16 protein-coding genes are annotated in these 15,294 nt (G+C 61.9%); 14 read left to right on the forward strand and 2 right to left on the reverse strand.

Annotation, left to right across the window (positions count from 1 at the left end; genetic code table 11):
- Positions 1-45 precede the first annotated feature (45 nt).
- The 4 genes from ACODSZ_RS20300 to ACODSZ_RS20315 all read left to right on the forward strand — a co-directional run bounded on the left by ACODSZ_RS20300 (position 46) and on the right by ACODSZ_RS20315 (position 3,183).
- On the forward strand, positions 46-1,239 hold the full coding sequence (locus tag ACODSZ_RS20300; RefSeq protein ID WP_175344991.1) for a M20 aminoacylase family protein: 1,194 nt from the start codon (positions 46-48) through the stop codon (positions 1,237-1,239).
- Positions 1,240-1,369: 130 nt separating this feature from the next.
- Positions 1,370-1,720 carry a DUF1304 domain-containing protein gene (locus ACODSZ_RS20305; protein WP_008331946.1) on the forward strand — a complete coding sequence of 117 codons (351 nt, stop codon included), beginning with the start codon at positions 1,370-1,372 and terminating at the stop codon, positions 1,718-1,720.
- A gap of 15 nt (positions 1,721-1,735) precedes the next feature.
- A complete protein-coding gene (locus ACODSZ_RS20310) occupies positions 1,736-2,254 on the forward strand; it encodes a DUF695 domain-containing protein (RefSeq protein ID WP_008331948.1) in 519 nt (172 codons plus the stop codon).
- A 209-nt stretch (positions 2,255-2,463) separates the two neighbouring features.
- Positions 2,464-3,183 carry a DUF4088 domain-containing protein gene (locus ACODSZ_RS20315; RefSeq protein ID WP_008331958.1) on the forward strand — a complete coding sequence of 240 codons (720 nt, stop codon included), beginning with the start codon at positions 2,464-2,466 and terminating at the stop codon, positions 3,181-3,183.
- An 18-nt stretch (positions 3,184-3,201) separates the two neighbouring features.
- Here the strand turns inward: ACODSZ_RS20315 and ACODSZ_RS20320 are convergent, their stop codons facing one another.
- Positions 3,202-3,978, reverse strand: a complete 777-nt coding sequence (locus tag ACODSZ_RS20320) for a DUF3047 domain-containing protein (RefSeq protein ID WP_175344992.1) — start codon at positions 3,976-3,978, stop codon at positions 3,202-3,204.
- 228 nt (positions 3,979-4,206) lie between these two features.
- The gene (locus ACODSZ_RS20325; RefSeq protein ID WP_008331968.1) at positions 4,207-5,199 is read right to left on the reverse strand and encodes a LysR family transcriptional regulator; all 993 of its coding nucleotides are present in this window, start codon (positions 5,197-5,199) and stop codon (positions 4,207-4,209) included.
- Between the two features lie 242 nt (positions 5,200-5,441).
- Between ACODSZ_RS20325 and araD1 the strand changes: the two genes are divergently transcribed.
- From araD1 to ACODSZ_RS20375, 10 genes are all read left to right on the forward strand, one after another.
- Positions 5,442-6,437: an AraD1 family protein gene (gene araD1, locus ACODSZ_RS20330; RefSeq protein ID WP_488928426.1), complete on the forward strand. Its 996-nt coding sequence runs from the start codon at positions 5,442-5,444 to the stop codon at positions 6,435-6,437.
- Between the two features lie 189 nt (positions 6,438-6,626).
- Positions 6,627-7,310 carry an amino acid ABC transporter permease gene (locus tag ACODSZ_RS20335; protein ID WP_008331973.1) on the forward strand — a complete coding sequence of 228 codons (684 nt, stop codon included), beginning with the start codon at positions 6,627-6,629 and terminating at the stop codon, positions 7,308-7,310.
- Between the two features lie 9 nt (positions 7,311-7,319).
- Positions 7,320-7,970 carry an amino acid ABC transporter permease gene (locus ACODSZ_RS20340; RefSeq protein ID WP_175344994.1) on the forward strand — a complete coding sequence of 217 codons (651 nt, stop codon included), beginning with the start codon at positions 7,320-7,322 and terminating at the stop codon, positions 7,968-7,970.
- On the forward strand, positions 7,954-8,688 hold the full coding sequence (locus tag ACODSZ_RS20345; protein ID WP_034350988.1) for an amino acid ABC transporter ATP-binding protein: 735 nt from the start codon (positions 7,954-7,956) through the stop codon (positions 8,686-8,688). The genes ACODSZ_RS20340 and ACODSZ_RS20345 overlap by 17 nt, the downstream gene beginning before the upstream one ends.
- Positions 8,689-8,755: 67 nt before the next feature.
- Positions 8,756-9,562 (forward strand): transporter substrate-binding domain-containing protein, encoded by an 807-nt coding sequence (locus ACODSZ_RS20350; protein ID WP_488928427.1) that lies wholly within the window; start codon positions 8,756-8,758, stop codon positions 9,560-9,562.
- A 99-nt stretch (positions 9,563-9,661) separates the two neighbouring features.
- Complete coding sequence (locus ACODSZ_RS20355; RefSeq protein ID WP_034351254.1) at positions 9,662-11,197, forward strand: UxaA family hydrolase; 1,536 nt, start codon at positions 9,662-9,664, stop codon at positions 11,195-11,197.
- 258 nt (positions 11,198-11,455) lie between these two features.
- Complete coding sequence (locus ACODSZ_RS20360; RefSeq protein WP_175344997.1) at positions 11,456-12,631, forward strand: fumarylacetoacetate hydrolase family protein; 1,176 nt, start codon at positions 11,456-11,458, stop codon at positions 12,629-12,631.
- A gap of 16 nt (positions 12,632-12,647) precedes the next feature.
- On the forward strand, positions 12,648-13,412 hold the full coding sequence (locus ACODSZ_RS20365; RefSeq protein WP_008331986.1) for an SDR family oxidoreductase: 765 nt from the start codon (positions 12,648-12,650) through the stop codon (positions 13,410-13,412).
- A gap of 141 nt (positions 13,413-13,553) precedes the next feature.
- Positions 13,554-14,504: an SMP-30/gluconolactonase/LRE family protein gene (locus ACODSZ_RS20370; protein ID WP_488928428.1), complete on the forward strand. Its 951-nt coding sequence runs from the start codon at positions 13,554-13,556 to the stop codon at positions 14,502-14,504.
- Positions 14,505-14,662: 158 nt separating this feature from the next.
- Positions 14,663-15,217 carry an acyloxyacyl hydrolase gene (locus ACODSZ_RS20375; protein WP_008331988.1) on the forward strand — a complete coding sequence of 185 codons (555 nt, stop codon included), beginning with the start codon at positions 14,663-14,665 and terminating at the stop codon, positions 15,215-15,217.
- Positions 15,218-15,294 lie beyond the last annotated feature (77 nt).

Here is a 15,294-nt window from a genome sequence, read left to right on the forward strand (position 1 = left end):
GTAAGATAGGCACACTTGTTACCAACGCCATTGCACCAGACTCCCATGAAACTCATCGACCCCATCGTCCAGTTCCACGCCGAACTGCAGAAGATCCGCCGCGACATCCACGCCCATCCCGAGCTGTGCTACGAAGAAGTGCGCACCGCCGACGTGGTGGCGCAAAAGCTGACCGAGTGGGGGATTCCAGTCGTACGCGGGCTCGGTGTCACGGGCGTGGTCGGCATCATCAAGGCGGGCGACAGCCCGCGCGCCATCGGCCTGCGGGCCGACATGGATGCGTTGCCCATGGCCGAAATCAATACCTTCGACCATGCCTCGCGCCATCCCGGCAAGATGCACGCCTGCGGGCATGACGGGCATACCGCCATGCTGCTGGGCGCTGCCCGTTACCTGGCGCAGCACCGCAATTTCGATGGCACCGTCTACGTGATCTTCCAGCCGGCTGAAGAAGGCGGACGCGGCGCCGAGCGCATGATCCAGGATGGCCTGTTTGAAAAGTACCCGATGGATGCCGTCTTCGGCATGCACAACTGGCCGGGTATCCCGGTCGGGCATTTCGGTGTGACGCCCGGTGCGCAGATGGCTTCCAGCAACGAATTCCATGTCACCGTCCGGGGCAAGGGATCGCACGCGGCTCAACCGCACAAGGCGGTCGATCCGGTGATGACGGCGGTTCACATCGCCCAGGCCTGGCAGAGCATCGTGGCACGCAACGTCAATCCGAACGATCCCGCCGTGGTATCGATCACCCAGATCCATACCGGCAGCGCCACCAACGTCATTCCGGATGAGGCCATGATGGTCGGCACCGTGCGTACCTTCAGCCTGCCGGTGCTGGACCTGATCGAGCGCCGCATGCAGGAAATCGCCGAGCACACAGCCGCCGCCTTCGATGCCACGGTCGAGTTCCGCTTCAACCGCAACTATCCGCCGCTGATCAACCATCCCAAGGAAACCGCCTTCGCCGTCGAGGTACTGACCGAACAGTTCGGCGCCGAGCACGTGGATGCGCAGACCGAGCCGACCATGGGTGCCGAGGATTTCGCCTTCATGTTGCAGCACAAGCCGGGCTGCTACGTCTTTTTGGGCAATGGCGATGGCGGTCATCGCGATCAGGGCCATGGACTGGGTCCGTGCAACCTGCACAACCCCAGCTACGATTTCAACGACGACCTGTTGCCCATCGGCGCCACCTACTGGGTGCGACTGGCCGAGAAATTCCTGCAGGCGAAGTAAGCGCGGCAGCGCCGCGCAGGGCATTGGCGAGCGGGCCCATTTCAGGCATGATCGCCAAAGCCCGCCGCCCGGAGAACTCTGTACGCAGCGACGGCGCTGCAAGAACGTATAACGACAACAGGGAGAAACCTTGCACACGCTCGCCACCATTCTGGTTCTGCTGGTCGCTCTGGAACATGTCTGGATCCTGATTCTGGAAATGTTCCTGTGGACCAAACCGCTGGGCCTGAAGACGTTCCGCCAGTCGCGCCAGGCCGCCGAAGCCACTCGCGTACTGGCCGCCAACCAGGGCCTCTATAACGGTTTCCTGGCCGCCGGGCTGTTCTGGAGCCTGGCCACGGGCGATCATGCCGTGCAGGTATTCTTCGTGAGCTGCGTGCTGGTGGCCGGCATCTATGGCGGCCTCACCGCCAAGCGCAGCATTCTTTACATCCAGGGACTGCCCGCCTTGCTGGCGTTGCTGGCCTTGCTGGCAAGTTGAACCGGCCCGACGACCATGACCCGCGCCCTCTTGCTGGCCTTGCTGCTCCTGCTGGCGCGCTCCGGCCTGGCGCAGGATACCGAGCCTGAGTGGTGGAGTTACCAGTCCCAGCGCGGGGAGAGTCTGAGCCTGGTCAAACTGGACATGAGCTTGCGGCGCAGCTTCCCGTTGTCCGGTTTTCCGTACGTGGTGGTGACCCGGGTGAGTTACGTTCCCGCCACGCCCGACGGCTTGCCGGCGCTGCCCGAGCAGGATCGGCTGGAAGCCCTGTCCGACCAGCTGGCTGCCGCCATCGCCAAGAAGACCCGCAGCCTTTACGTGGGTACGGCGTTCAGCCAGGGATTGCAGCAATCCTGGTTCTACGTGACCGATCCCAATGGCCTGGAGCCCGTTGTCGCTGGCGTGCACGCCCAACTGTGCCAGGGCTGCAAGACCAGCACCGCGATCCTGGCCGATCCGACCTGGGCGCTCTACCGCGATCAATTGCTGCCAGACTGGGAAACCCGGCAGCGCTACGGATTACGCAGTTACTAGGGCCTGTTCACATTAAATCTGCGAGATTTAATGTGAACAGGCCCTAACATGCAGCCCGGGGCGAACAGGTAAAGTTTCCGGGGCGAACTGCCGATAACAAGTTTCCTGACAGCATCATCATTGACATTGCGTCATCACAACCAGCCCGGTACGCCGCCAGTCGCGGCGGCCGGAACCACAACGTCGGACCGGGTCCGAGGGGAAGCCGCATGAAACAGATCAAACTCATCCTCAAGGACGAGATCTACGACTCGCTGGAGCGGGACTATCACAACTTCGTGCGGCTCTCGACCAAGATCGACTCGGGCTTCGTCAAACCCTCCTTCGACAGCTACCTGCTGGCCAAGCTCTCCGAGAACACCAATTTCCTCACCGAAGAAGCGGTACAGCACCTGATGCTCTCGGGCCAGTATGCGTGGGCGCGACGAGCGATGGACAAGGAATTCCCTGACGTGGTGCAGATCCTCATCGAGCAGGCCGCCAACTACGGTTTCTGGATCGCGGTGCGCCATGACTGGGGTACCGAAGAACTGGTCAATGCCTCGCGGGCCTGGGCCAGCGCCATCATCAAGCAGGCCAAGGGAGATGAAACCCAGATCGACGTGCTGGCCGCGCAAATCAAGGCCTCAGCCACCAATATCGCCGTCGTGCAGGAGCGTCTGAAGACGCCTGCCTCGCAACTGGCCCATGCGATGGTGCAGGAACTGCGCGAGACCCACATTGCCATCGAACATGCCTCCGGCATGGTGGCGCGCGAAAAGCTGGGGGCCATGCGTACCCTGCTCAAACTCGGGCGCGCCTACGGCAACGTCTCGGAAAAGGCCGAACAGGACATGATGGACAAGCTCAAGCGCGAAAAACCCTGGCTCTTCGACACCGGTCCCAAGGGTTTCTGGGGCCACGTCGCAGCCTGGTGGCGCGGGGTCTGAACCCGCAGTCCGATTTCTTCAGGGAGCCTGCACGGGCTCGGCCTGGCGCATGAGGCGGATGTCGCCATACCAGGCTTGCATCTTCTGGACGGTGTTGTCGGTATCGGTGAGCACCCCCACACCGATCAGGCGGCCGGGCTTTTCACCGAAGGCGCGCTCATAGTCCTCGGCCACGTTGCGTTGGTAATTGCGCCACTGCCCCACATGTTGCGCACCGCTTTCGGCCACCAGCATCTGGATGCGGCCAGTGCGGCCGTTGGCGATGACCGTGCCCACGGGCGCCTTGGGATCCCATACGTACATCAGCGTGGCATAGGGTAAATCATGGCCGGTAAGCAACTTGGCCGTATCGAAGAGGATGGTATCCATCAGCGAAAGCTTGTCGTGGTCGCCATCGAAGGCCAGCACGACGCGTACGGGAGAGTCATCGGTTTCCCGGTGCGCGAGGTCGGCGCCGGGAATCAGACCGGCCGCCTTCCAGCTCCAGATCAACCAGGGTTTCTTGTTGATGTCGATGTCGACCGGATGACGCAGTCCGGAAGAAGCGCGGTCAGCAACGGCATGCAGCACGCTGCGGCCATTGTCCTGTACCAGGCCGTATTGGGTCGGAATCTTCTTGCGGGTAAAGACCAGGGGCTCCCAGCCAGCCGGCAGGCCTTCGGGCGGGTTGGCCGAGAACAGCGCCAGGGCCTGATCCAGCCGGGCCTGCCTGGCGACGTCGTTGGGCGGTTGCGGCTTCTGAGCGGCACAACCGGCCAGCAGGATGGCACCGGTCACGCAGAGCGGGACCAGCATGGTGTGCGTGAACGAGACTGGAAAGGACACAGGACCGAGAGCAGCAAGGCGCGTGCGTACGCGCGTGAGACGCAAATTCATGAAGGCCAACCGGAGAAATCGGAATCTGAGGGAAAGTCTGCGGCCACCCCGACCGCAGACGAACACTAACAGGAAAATCACGCGAGACGATATCGGGAAAACCCTTGGCAAGTAAAAAAACATCAGCAATGCAGCGCAACAGCCTGCTCAGTTTTGCTGCCGCAGGATCTGGATGAACATCTTGGCCAGCGACGATAGCGTGCTGTTCTTGCGCGTAACGATGCCGTAATGCTCGATGCGCGTCTTCAGGTTCACCGGCAGGATGCCCAGCATCTGGCGCGCAGCGAAGAAGTGGGCGATGTCCAGCGGCATCACCGCCACCATGTTCGATTGCGCCAGCAGGGTGATGGTGACGAAGGGCGAGGCCGTCTCGATCACGTTGCCGGGCACCTTGAGTCCCTCCAGCTTGAATTCATGCTCGATCCAGATGCGCATCGGCATGTTGCTGGAATACAGAATCCAGGAAGCCCCGGCCAGCTCCTGCAGGCGCACCTTCTGCGCCGTGGCCAGCGGATGGTCGATACCGCTGACGATGCACATGGGCTCGCCGCGCAGCATTTCGTAGTGATACAGATTGGGCTGCGAGCTGACCGAAGAGCGCCCGATCATCAGGTCAATACGCCCCTGATCCAGCAGCAGCAGCTGACGCGCGCTGGTATCTTCGCTGATCTCGATGGAGACATCCGGCTGGATCTCGCGCAGGCGTGACAGCGCGCGCGTGACAAAGGGGGCCGCGCCCATGATGGTACCGATGGACAGGCGCCCGCCGCGGCCGCTGATCATGTTCTGCAATTCCTCGCGCAGGTTGGCCACGTCGCTCTGGATCAGGCGCGCATAGCGGATCACGCAACGCCCAAGCTCGGTGGCCTCGATGCCGCGCGGGGAGCGGTCGAACAAGGTCACGCCCAACGCATCCTCCATTTCATGCAGGGCCTTGGTAGCGGCCGGCTGGGTCATGTGCATGACCTCGGCCGCCTTGTGCAGCGAGCCCTGCTCGTCGAGCGCCGTCAGCAATGCGACCTGGCGGAAGCGCAGGCGGCTGACGATGGAGCCGACCGAAGGCAGTGCATCGCCCGCGACGCCCGCAGGGCCGTCCTCTTCCAGTCGGTTATCACCCGATGAATTAAGCTCATTAGACATCCTCTTGCCAGCCTCTTATAGTCGTCCCGGAAAAACCACAATGCTAGCGCATCTGCCTCCTGCCCACGGCGATGCGTGAAAAAAGCTCAGGAGACGACGGGCAGATTGATCCACAGGTGGCTTGGCCTGACGGCAGTGTCCTGCCGCTTGCCAATCGCGGCCCCTGTTCTGCACTGCGCGCCTCCTGGCTCTGACCGCCCCTGATCGGCGACCTGTGGATGAAGACAGTACAAGGAGACCCGGTGAGGCTGATTCAATATCGCAATCTGCATGGCCAACGTCATGTCGGCATCGTCAATGGTCCCGCCATCCAGGCGCTGGGCGAGGTCACCACCATGCGCGAACTGGGCCTGCTGGCCATCGAACGCAACACCGGGCTGGAACGCCTGGCCCAACTGCTCAATACCGACCGGTCCGAGGACTACGCAGCGATCCTGGACGAGGGCCGCATCCTGGCACCGCTGGATCATCCCGATCCTGCACATTGTCGCGTCTCCGGCGCCGGCACCACGCACCTGGGCAGCGCCACCACGCGCGACAAGATGCACCGCCGGCTGGAAGGCGATGAACTCGACAAGACCGATACGCAGCTGATGATCGAATGGGGCATTGCCGGGGGCCGTCCCGCCCCGGGTACGGTGGGCGTGCAGCCGGAATGGTTTTACAAGGGTGACGGCAATTGCATCGTCGCGCCCGGCCAGCCGCTGCCGCGTCCCGACTTCGCGCTGGATGGCGGCGAGGAACCGGAGATCGTCGGTCTGTACCTGATCGATGCCGCGGGTTGTCCGCGCCGCCTCGGCTTTGCCATCGGCAACGAGTTCTCGGATCACGTGATGGAGCGCCGCAACTACCTCTACCAGGGGCACTCCAAGCTGCGCCACTGCGCCTTCGGACCGGAGCTGCTGGTGGGCCTGCCTCCTGCACATCTGATCGGCATGACACGCATCCGGCGCCGTGGCCGCGTGATCTGGGAACAGGAATTCCTGACCGGCCCGGACAACATGTGCCATGCCATCGAGAATCTCGAATATCACTATTTCAAATACGCCCACCTGCTGCACGCGGGGGACGTGCACGTGCACTTCATGGGCGCGGCCAACCTGTCCTTCGCCTACAGCGTGCGTACCGAGGACGGCGACAGCATCGAAATCAGCATTCCCGACTTCGGCGCACCGCTGGTCAATGGCATTGAGTACGTGAAGTCGATGTTTCAACCGGGCGGTGTCAGGCAGCTCTAGCTGCGCTGCAGTTGCACCGTCGTTGCAGCCACACCGCCCGGCCCCAGGCGCATGACATACCGGCAATCATGCCAAGGCCCCGACCTCGCGGTCATACAACAAGAGGCCGCCCCCAGGAAATTCAACCAAGGAGACCACCCTCATGCAGCTATACCCGCCTCGCCCCCACGCCGTAAGGACGGAGCGTCGATGAACTACACCTTCGATTTCATGAGCGTCTTCGCCAACTGGGACCGCCTGCTGATGGGCGCCTGGCTGACGATACAGCTCTCGGCCTTGTCCATCGTATCGGGCTTCGTGGTCGGCACGCTCTGCGCGATTGCCGGCAAGAGCCGACTGGCGCTGGTGCGCGGCCTGGTGCAGGCGTATGTCGAGATCATCCGCAACACGCCGCTGCTGGTGCAGGTGTTCCTGGTGTTCTTCGGCCTGGCCAGCATCGGCTGGAAGCTGACCGCCGAGACTGCCGCAGTCATTGCGCTCACCGTCAACGTGGGTGCCTATACCACCGAGATCATGCGCGCCGGCATCAACTCCATCCATCCGGGCCAGATCGAGGCGGCCGAATGCCTGGGCATGTCGCGCTTTCACGTCTACTGGCACGTGGTGCTGCTGCCGGCGGTGGAGCGCGTCTATCCCTCGCTGACCAGCCAGTTCATCCTGCTGATGCTGGCCTCCAGCATCACCTCGCAGATTTCGGCAGAAGAGCTGACCGCCACCGCCAACCTGGTGCAGTCGGAAACCTTCCGCAGCTTCGAGGTGTATGCAGTCATCGCGGTGGCCTACCTGGTGCTGTCCTTCCTGTTCCGGGGCGCCTTCTGGGCAATCAGCCAGATGGCCTTCGTGCGCAAGCGCAAGCTTGGCACCAATCTTTGAGGAGACGTGATGAACGCATTCAGTTTCCTGCACGTGGAATATCTGCTGCAAGCTGCCGTCTGGACCGTGGTGCTGTCACTGGTCGCCTTCCTCTTCGGTGGCGTGGCCGGTTTCGTGATCGCCTTGTGGCGGGTCTCGCCCAATGCCCTTCTGCGCGGCATCGCCAGTACCTACATCCAGGTGGTGCAAGGCATTCCGCTGCTGGTGATCCTGTTCGTGGCCTACTTCGGACTGGCCATCGCCGGCCTGAAGCTGACCCCGCTGGTGGCCGCCGGAATTTCCTTTGCGATCTACTGCGCCGCCTTCCTCGGCGAGATCTGGCGCGGCTGCATCCAGGCAGTTCCCAAGACCCAATGGGAAGCCTCGGAATGCCTGGGCTTCAACCGCTTCGAGCAGCTCACCAAGGTGATCCTGCCGCAGGCGATCAAGATCGCCACGCCGCCGACCGTGGGCTTCATGGTGCAGATCGTCAAGAACACCTCGCTGGCATCGGTGATCGGCTTCGTCGATCTCTCGCGCGCCGGCCAGATCATCAACAACTCGACCTTCCAGCCGTTCACCGTATTCGGCTGCGTCGCCCTCATCTATTTTTGCCTGTGCTTCCCGCTGTCAGCGCTGTCCAAGCACTTTGAAAGGAAACTGAATGTCAGCCATCGTTAAGATCAAGGACCTGCACAAGAGCTTCGGCAGCAACAAGGTATTGAACGGCGTGTCGCTGGATGTGCAGAAGGGCCAGATGGTGGCCATCATCGGCAAGAGCGGCTCGGGCAAGAGCACGCTGCTGCGTTGCCTGAACGGTCTGGAGAAAGTCGACGGCGGTGACATCCATGTATGCGGACATGATATTCATCATCCGGACAAGCTCAACCTGCGCGAGTTGCGCAAGCAGGTCGGCATCGTCTTCCAGAGCTACAACCTGTTCCCGCACCTGACGGTGGAGCGCAACATCACGCTGGCGCTGACCACCATCAAGAAGATGTCGACCGAGCAAGCCAAGACGATCGCCCACAAGGTGCTGCAACTGGTCGGGCTGGAAAACAAGAAGGAAGCCTATCCCGAGCAGCTCTCCGGGGGCCAGGCACAACGCGTGGCGATTGCCCGCTCGCTGGCCATGGCGCCGGAACTGATGCTGTTCGACGAAGTGACCTCAGCGCTGGATCCGGAACTGACGGCCGAAGTGCTCAAGGTGATGGAAGACCTGGCACGCGGCGGCATGACCATGGTGCTGGTCACGCACGAGATGGCCTTTGCCCGCAAGCTGGCCGATGTGCTGGTGTTCATGCACCAGGGCCAGGTGTGGGAGATCGGCCCGCCCGACGAACTCTTCAGCAACCCGAAGACGGCTGAATTGCAGAAATTCGTCTCCAGCGACCTTTGACGAGCACGTTTTCAGCTTGTATGGATTTTTTTTCAGCAGTACCCCTACAATCACTCAGGAGACATCAATGAAAAAACTGTTCAACTTCACCAAGAAGGCCGCCGCCATCGTGCTGGGCCTGACCTGCTTTGCCCAGGCTGCCCACGCCGATGCGCTGGCCGACATCAAGGCGCGCAAGAAGGTACTCATCGCCATCGACCTCGGCGCGCCGCCCTTCGGCATGACCAATGCCAAGCTGGAACCGCAGGGCTCGGATGTGGAAACGGCGCGCCTGCTGGCCAAGGATATGGGCGTGGAGCTGGAGATCGTGCAGGTGACCGGTCCCAACCGCATTCCCTTCCTGATGACCGGCAAGGCCGACATGGTGATCTCGTCCTTCTCCATCACGCCGGAACGCCAGAAGGTAGTCGCCTTCACCCAGCCCTATGGCGCCTCGCAGTTCGTAGTGGCCGCCCCCAAGAGCGAGAACATCAAGAGCCTCAATGACCTGGTCGGCAAGCGCGTGGCCGTGGTACGCGGCAACATGCAGGATTCGCTGCTGACCCCGATCGCGCCCAAGGGTACCAGCATCGTGCGCTTCGATGACGATGCCACCGTGACGGCGGCCATCATCTCGGGCCAGGTCGATGCACTGTGCACGCCCAATTCGCTGGCCTCGGCCATTGCCAAGCAGAACCCGTCCAAGAACCTGGAAACCAAGTTCGCCATCAAGGACATCCCCTATGCCATCGGCCTGCGCAAGGGCGAGCCGGCACTGGAGAAGTGGCTCAACGACTGGATCACCACCAACCTCAAGAATGGCAAGCTGCCCGGCATCTACCAGCAATGGGTGGGCAGCCCCATGCCTGATCTGGCCCAGTTCGCCGCCAAGTAAGACTGTCGTTTCCGGCATGCCGCGCCTGCAACCGGGCCCGGCATGCGCCCGCCGCCCACGCGGCCAGCCTGCAGCATCCACGTTCTCACCGAGATCAACATGAAAGCACACTCTCCCGTCATCCGCCTGAATCCGGTCGATGATGTCGTCATTGCCCGCCAGCAGCTCATTTCCGGCACCGTACTGCAAGACGAAGGTGGCCTCAAGGTCCAGGGCCTCATTCCCGCCGGCCACAAGATGGCCACCCGCGCCATCGCCAGCGGCGAGCCGGTCAAGCGCTATGGCCAGATCATCGGCACGGCCAGCCAGGACATCGCGCCCGGCCAGCACGTGCACACCCACAACCTGGCCATGGCCGAGTTCTCGCGTGAACATCATTTCGGCGCGGACGTGAAACCGGTCGATTTCGTCGCCCAGCCGGCTACCTTCATGGGCATCGTGCGTCCGGATGGCCGCGTGGCCACACGCAACTACATCGGCGTGCTGACCTCGGTGAACTGCTCGGCCACGGCGGCCCGCGCCATCGCTGATTACTTCCGGCGCGATATCCATCCTGAAGTGCTGGCCGACTATCCCAACATCGATGGCGTGGTGGCGCTGACCCACGGCCAGGGCTGCGCGCTCGATTCGCAGGGCGAGCCCTTGCAGATCCTGCGCCGCACCCTGGCCGGCTATGCCACCCATCCCAACTTCGCCGCCGTGCTGGTGGTCGGTCTGGGCTGCGAGACCAACCAGATCTCCGGCCTCATGGAAAGCCACAACCTCAAGGAAGGCGAATACTTCCATACCTTCACCATCCAGGGCACAGGTGGCACCGCCAAGACCGTGGCGCTGGGGATCGAGAAGATCAAGAAGATGCTGCCCAAGGCCAACGACATCAAGCGCGAGCCGGTATCGGCCAAACATCTGACGCTGGGCCTGCAATGTGGCGGTTCCGATGGCTATTCGGGCATCACTGCCAACCCGGCGCTGGGTGCAGCGGTGGACTTGCTGGTGCGGCATGGCGGTACTGCCATCCTTTCTGAGACACCGGAAATCTATGGTGCCGAGCACCTGTTGACCCGTCGTGCGGTGACGCCGGAAGTCGGTGAGAAGCTGCTGGCGCGCATTGCCTGGTGGGAGGAGTATTGCGCCAAGAACGATGCCGAGATGAACAACAATCCCTCGGCCGGCAACAAGGCCGGTGGCCTGACCACCATCCTGGAGAAATCGCTGGGCGCAGTTGCCAAGGGCGGCACCACCAACCTGGTGGATGTCTACAAGTATGCCGAGACCGTGACCGCACGCGGCTTTGTCTTCATGGATACCCCAGGCTATGACCCCATCTCGGCCACCGGCCAGGTCGCCGGCGGCGCCAACATGATCTGCTTCACCACCGGCCGTGGTTCGGCCTATGGCTGCGCACCGGCCCCCTCGCTCAAGCTGGCGACCAACACGGCGCTGTGGCAACGCCAGGAAGAAGACATGGACATCAACTGTGGCGAGATTGCCGACGGGAATGTTACACCGCAGGAAATTGGTGAGCGCTTCTTCCAGATGATCCTCGACACCGCCTCCGGCAAGAAGACCAAGAGCGAACTGCATGGCTATGGGCAGGATGAATTCGTGCCCTGGCATATCGGTGTCTATACCTGATGCTGATGCAGATCATCAGGGCCCGGCTGCGTTTGGGCTAGTGTCATTCACAGTCAATCATGCCGATCCGTATTACCGCGACACAGGTCGCGTAATACGGGCTGCCGGCCAAGCATCCTTGCCTTCGGGCATCCACGCGGATGAGGATGCTTCGCCCGCGGTTGGTGCGGTCCGTCTTCCCCCTGCAGAACAACATATTGTGGCGCCGCCCGCTTCCCGTGTAGTCCGGGTACGCCTCCAACATAAGGAATCAAGAACATGACTCACAGTTACTCGCTCCAGGCACATCTGCCTGAAGACCACGCACAGGCCACGCTGATCGGCCGTCTCTGGCAACCGGGCGTGGGCCCGGTGCTGGTGAGGATTGATGCCGATGGTGCGTATGACCTCACGCTCATCGCCGCGACGTCCAGTCAATTGCTGGAACTCGATGATCCCGCCGCCGCCGTGCGCGCGGCCACCAACATGACGCGCCTGGCCACGCTGCAGGAGCTGCTGGACAATGCCGACGCCGGCCGCCGTGACACTTCGCGCCCCTGGCTGCTGGCGCCCATCGACCTGCAGGCCGTCAAGGCCAGCGGCGTGACCTTCGTGGCCAGCATGCTGGAGCGCGTGATCGAGGAACAGGCACGCGGCGATGCCGGCAAGGCGGAGTCGGTACGCAAGGCGATCACGGCAGTGATCGGTGACAACCTCTCCAGCGTGGTGCCGGGCTCGCCGGAAGCCGCGCGCCTGAAGGAAGTATTGCTGGAGCAAGGCGTGTGGTCGCAATACCTGGAAGTGGGCATCGGTCCGGATGCTGAGATCTTTACCAAGGCGCAACCGATGTCTTCGGTGGGGCTGGGCGATGAGGTCGGCATTCATCCCAAGTCGGCCTGGAACAATCCGGAACCGGAGATCGTGCTGGCCATCAACAGCAGGGGCAAGGTGGTCGGCGCGACGCTGGGCAATGACGTCAACCTGCGCGACTTCGAAGGCCGCAGCGCACTGTTGCTGGGCAAGGCCAAGGACAACAACGCCTCCTGCGCAGTCGGACCTTTCATTCGTCTGTTCGACGCAAACTTTTCAATTGACGATGTACGCCGCGCCGAACTTACAATGCGGGTCGATGGTACGGAAGGCTTCACGCTCAAGGGCAGCAGCTCGATGTCCATGATCAGTCGCGATCCGCTGCAACTGGTGGAACATGCGATCGGGCCCAATCACCAGTATCCGGATGGGCTGGTGCTGTTCCTGGGCACCATGTTCGCACCGACCCAGGACCGCTTCGGTCCCGGCCAGGGATTCACGCATCAGGTGGCTGACATCGTCACCATCTCCACGCCCCGGTTGGGTGCACTGGTGAACACGGTGAACTTCAGCGACCAGACGGCACCGTGGACCTTCGGGCTCACCGCGCTGTTCAAGAATCTGGCCCACCGCAAACTCATTTAATCGCAAAGGAACAAGCATGTCCGCATCCACTGGCCGCCTCGCCGGCAAGACCGTCCTCATCACCGCTGCCGCCCAGGGCATTGGCCGCGCCTCCACCGAACTGTTTGCACGGGAAGGTGCGCGCGTCATCGCCACCGACATCAGCAAGACGCACCTCGATGAGCTGGCCTCCATCGCCGGTGTGGAAACGCATCTGCTGGACGTCACCGATGACGCAGCCATCAAGGCACTGGTGGCCAAGGTCGGCACCGTCGATGTGCTGTTCAACTGCGCCGGCTATGTCGCTGCAGGCAACATCCTGGAGTGTGATGACAAGGCTTGGGACTTCTCCTTCAACCTCAATGCCAAGGCCATGTTCCATACCATCCGTGCGGTGTTGCCTGGCATGCTGGCCAAGAAGGCCGGTTCCATCGTCAATATCGCCTCGGCTGCATCGAGCGTGAAGGGGGTGGCCAATCGCTTCGCCTATGGCGCTTCCAAGGCTGCGGTGGTGGGATTGACCAAGTCGGTGGCGGCTGACTTCGTCTCGCAGGGCATCCGTTGCAATGCGATCTGCCCGGGCACCATCGAATCGCCCTCGCTGAACCAGCGCATCAGCACCCAGGCCAAGGAAACCGGCAAGAGCGAGGACGAAGTACGCGCCGCCTTCGTGGCCCGCCAACCCATGGGCCGCATCGGCAAGGCCGAGGAAGTGGCGGCGCTGGCGCTTTACCTGGCATCGGACGAGTCCAACTTCACCACGGGTTCGATTCACATGATCGATGGGGGCTGGTCCAACTAGGCAGGGAGCTGATGATCAGACAGATCAGATAGGTGATGTAGATCAGGACGGCATGCTTCGCGCATGCCGTTTTTTCTTTGGGGGTGTCCGGTGCTGACAGTGTTGTGGATCAGGTTTATCAATCCAGATCCTCGCGGCATAATGGGCGCTTCCTCACTCAAGCTGACAGGCAAGCCCATGTCCCAGGCCTCCCCCGTGTTTTCCGCAGACACCTTCACGACCGTCTCTCCGAAACCCATGCTGCTGGGCGAATCGCCTTTGTGGCATGCAGAGGAAGGTGCGCTGTACTGGATCGACATTCCCGGCAAGGCGATCCACAAGCGCGTTCTGGCGACCTGGCAGCACCAGCGCTGGGACATGCCGGAAGAGCCGGGCAGCATCGTCAAGCACGCGCAAGGCGGACTGGTGGTGGCTTTGCGTACCGGCATGTTCCATCTCAATACCGGCAATGGTGCGCTGTCGCTGCTGCTGGAGGCGCCTTACGATACGACACGCATCCGTTTCAACGACGGCCGCTGCGACGCCTCCGGCCGCTTCTGGTGCGGCACCATCTATGAGCCGCGCGATCGTGACGGCGGTACGCTGTACTGCTTCGAACGCAATGCACTTCGCGACGCGCATCATGCGGTGGTGACCTCCAATGGCGTGGCGTTCAGCGCGGACCAGCGCCTGATGTATCACGCCAATACGCCGGCGCACCGCATCCATGTGTATGACTATGACCTGGCCACCGGTCAGACCAGCCATTGCCGTCTGCTGCGCCAGTTCGACAGCGACAAGAGCGCGCCTGATTATGGCGGCCGTCCGGACGGGGCGGCTGTCGATAGCGAGGGGGCTTACTGGTGTGCCATGTTTGAAGGGGGCCGGGTGTTGCGGTTATCCCCGCAGGGCGAGATCCTTCAGGAGATCCAGCTGCCGGCGCGGTGTCCGACCATGGTGGCCTTCGGCAGCGAAGATCTGCGCACCCTCTTCATCACGACCGGGCGCAATGGTCGCAGCCAAGCGGAGCTGGCGCAGTATCCTCTGTCTGGCGAAGTGCTGGCCATACGTGTGGATGTGCCGGGCAGACTCGAGTACAGCTATCGTCCCTGAGCCAGCGCCCGCTCTGTGGTAAGGACGCGGCAGAATCTTTCACGCGAGTATGCTTTAGTGATGATTATGAGAGAATACTGCGTCCCGCGGATGCCCTGGCGCCGCGCCGAAAACAAGCAAAGATCCTTCAAAACACTTTACGCGCTGAAAGAGAATCCATGACTAAATTGAAGAGCCTGGTCGCCAAGATCGCTTTTGCTGGCGTCGCCGCCGTTGCCATCCAGTCGCCCAGCTATGCCATCGACGGCATGTCGCTCGAATACGGCACCGGCAACAGCACGCAGCTGGCCCGTATCGGTGCCCAGTTCAACTGGGGTCCAAACTGGAATTTCTGGCAGTCCAATGGCACCCATATCGGTGGCTACTGGGATCTGTCCTTGGCCAACTGGCGCATGAACCACTACAACAACACCAGCGACAGCGGCAACCTGATCGACCTGGGCCTGACACCGGTGCTGCGCTTCCAGCGCGATGATGGCAAGGGTTTCTATGGTGAAGCAGGCATCGGTGTGCACCTGTTCTCCAAGCTCTACCGCAACAATGACAAGGTCTTGTCGACGGCATTCCAGTTCGGCGACCATATCGGCGCCGGCTACGTCTTCGGCAATGGTCTGGACCTGGGTATCCGCCTGCAGCACTTCTCCAACGGCGGCATCAAGGAACCCAACGGCGGCGTGAACTTTGCCGTTGCGCGTGTGGCTTACAAGTTCTGATGACTGCAGACTGAAGTGCTGAAAATGAAGAAGCCGGCTCTGCCGGCTTTTTTATTGTCTGTCGTTTGGGTGTGTTT

The sequence above is a fragment of the Herbaspirillum sp. FG34 genome, assembly GCF_057809315.1.

What these genes read in the sequence shown, in the direction of transcription:
- ACODSZ_RS20320 (WP_175344992.1), bottom strand. Translation starts at nt 3,978, where the DNA reads ATGCTGGTCCCGCTCTGCGTGACCGGTGCCATCCTGCTGGCCGGTTGT.
- ACODSZ_RS20300 (WP_175344991.1), top strand. Translation starts at nt 46, where the DNA reads ATGAAACTCATCGACCCCATCGTCCAGTTCCACGCCGAACTGCAGAAG.
- ACODSZ_RS20360 (WP_175344997.1), top strand. Translation starts at nt 11,456, where the DNA reads ATGACTCACAGTTACTCGCTCCAGGCACATCTGCCTGAAGACCACGCA.
- ACODSZ_RS20345 (WP_034350988.1), top strand. Translation starts at nt 7,954, where the DNA reads ATGTCAGCCATCGTTAAGATCAAGGACCTGCACAAGAGCTTCGGCAGC.
- ACODSZ_RS20355 (WP_034351254.1), top strand. Translation starts at nt 9,662, where the DNA reads ATGAAAGCACACTCTCCCGTCATCCGCCTGAATCCGGTCGATGATGTC.
- ACODSZ_RS20375 (WP_008331988.1), top strand. Translation starts at nt 14,663, where the DNA reads ATGACTAAATTGAAGAGCCTGGTCGCCAAGATCGCTTTTGCTGGCGTC.
- ACODSZ_RS20325 (WP_008331968.1), bottom strand. Translation starts at nt 5,199, where the DNA reads ATGTCTAATGAGCTTAATTCATCGGGTGATAACCGACTGGAAGAGGAC.
- ACODSZ_RS20335 (WP_008331973.1), top strand. Translation starts at nt 6,627, where the DNA reads ATGAACTACACCTTCGATTTCATGAGCGTCTTCGCCAACTGGGACCGC.
- ACODSZ_RS20340 (WP_175344994.1), top strand. Translation starts at nt 7,320, where the DNA reads ATGAACGCATTCAGTTTCCTGCACGTGGAATATCTGCTGCAAGCTGCC.
- ACODSZ_RS20315 (WP_008331958.1), top strand. Translation starts at nt 2,464, where the DNA reads ATGAAACAGATCAAACTCATCCTCAAGGACGAGATCTACGACTCGCTG.
- ACODSZ_RS20370 (WP_488928428.1), top strand. Translation starts at nt 13,554, where the DNA reads ATGGGCGCTTCCTCACTCAAGCTGACAGGCAAGCCCATGTCCCAGGCC.
- ACODSZ_RS20365 (WP_008331986.1), top strand. Translation starts at nt 12,648, where the DNA reads ATGTCCGCATCCACTGGCCGCCTCGCCGGCAAGACCGTCCTCATCACC.
- ACODSZ_RS20350 (WP_488928427.1), top strand. Translation starts at nt 8,756, where the DNA reads ATGAAAAAACTGTTCAACTTCACCAAGAAGGCCGCCGCCATCGTGCTG.
- ACODSZ_RS20310 (WP_008331948.1), top strand. Translation starts at nt 1,736, where the DNA reads ATGACCCGCGCCCTCTTGCTGGCCTTGCTGCTCCTGCTGGCGCGCTCC.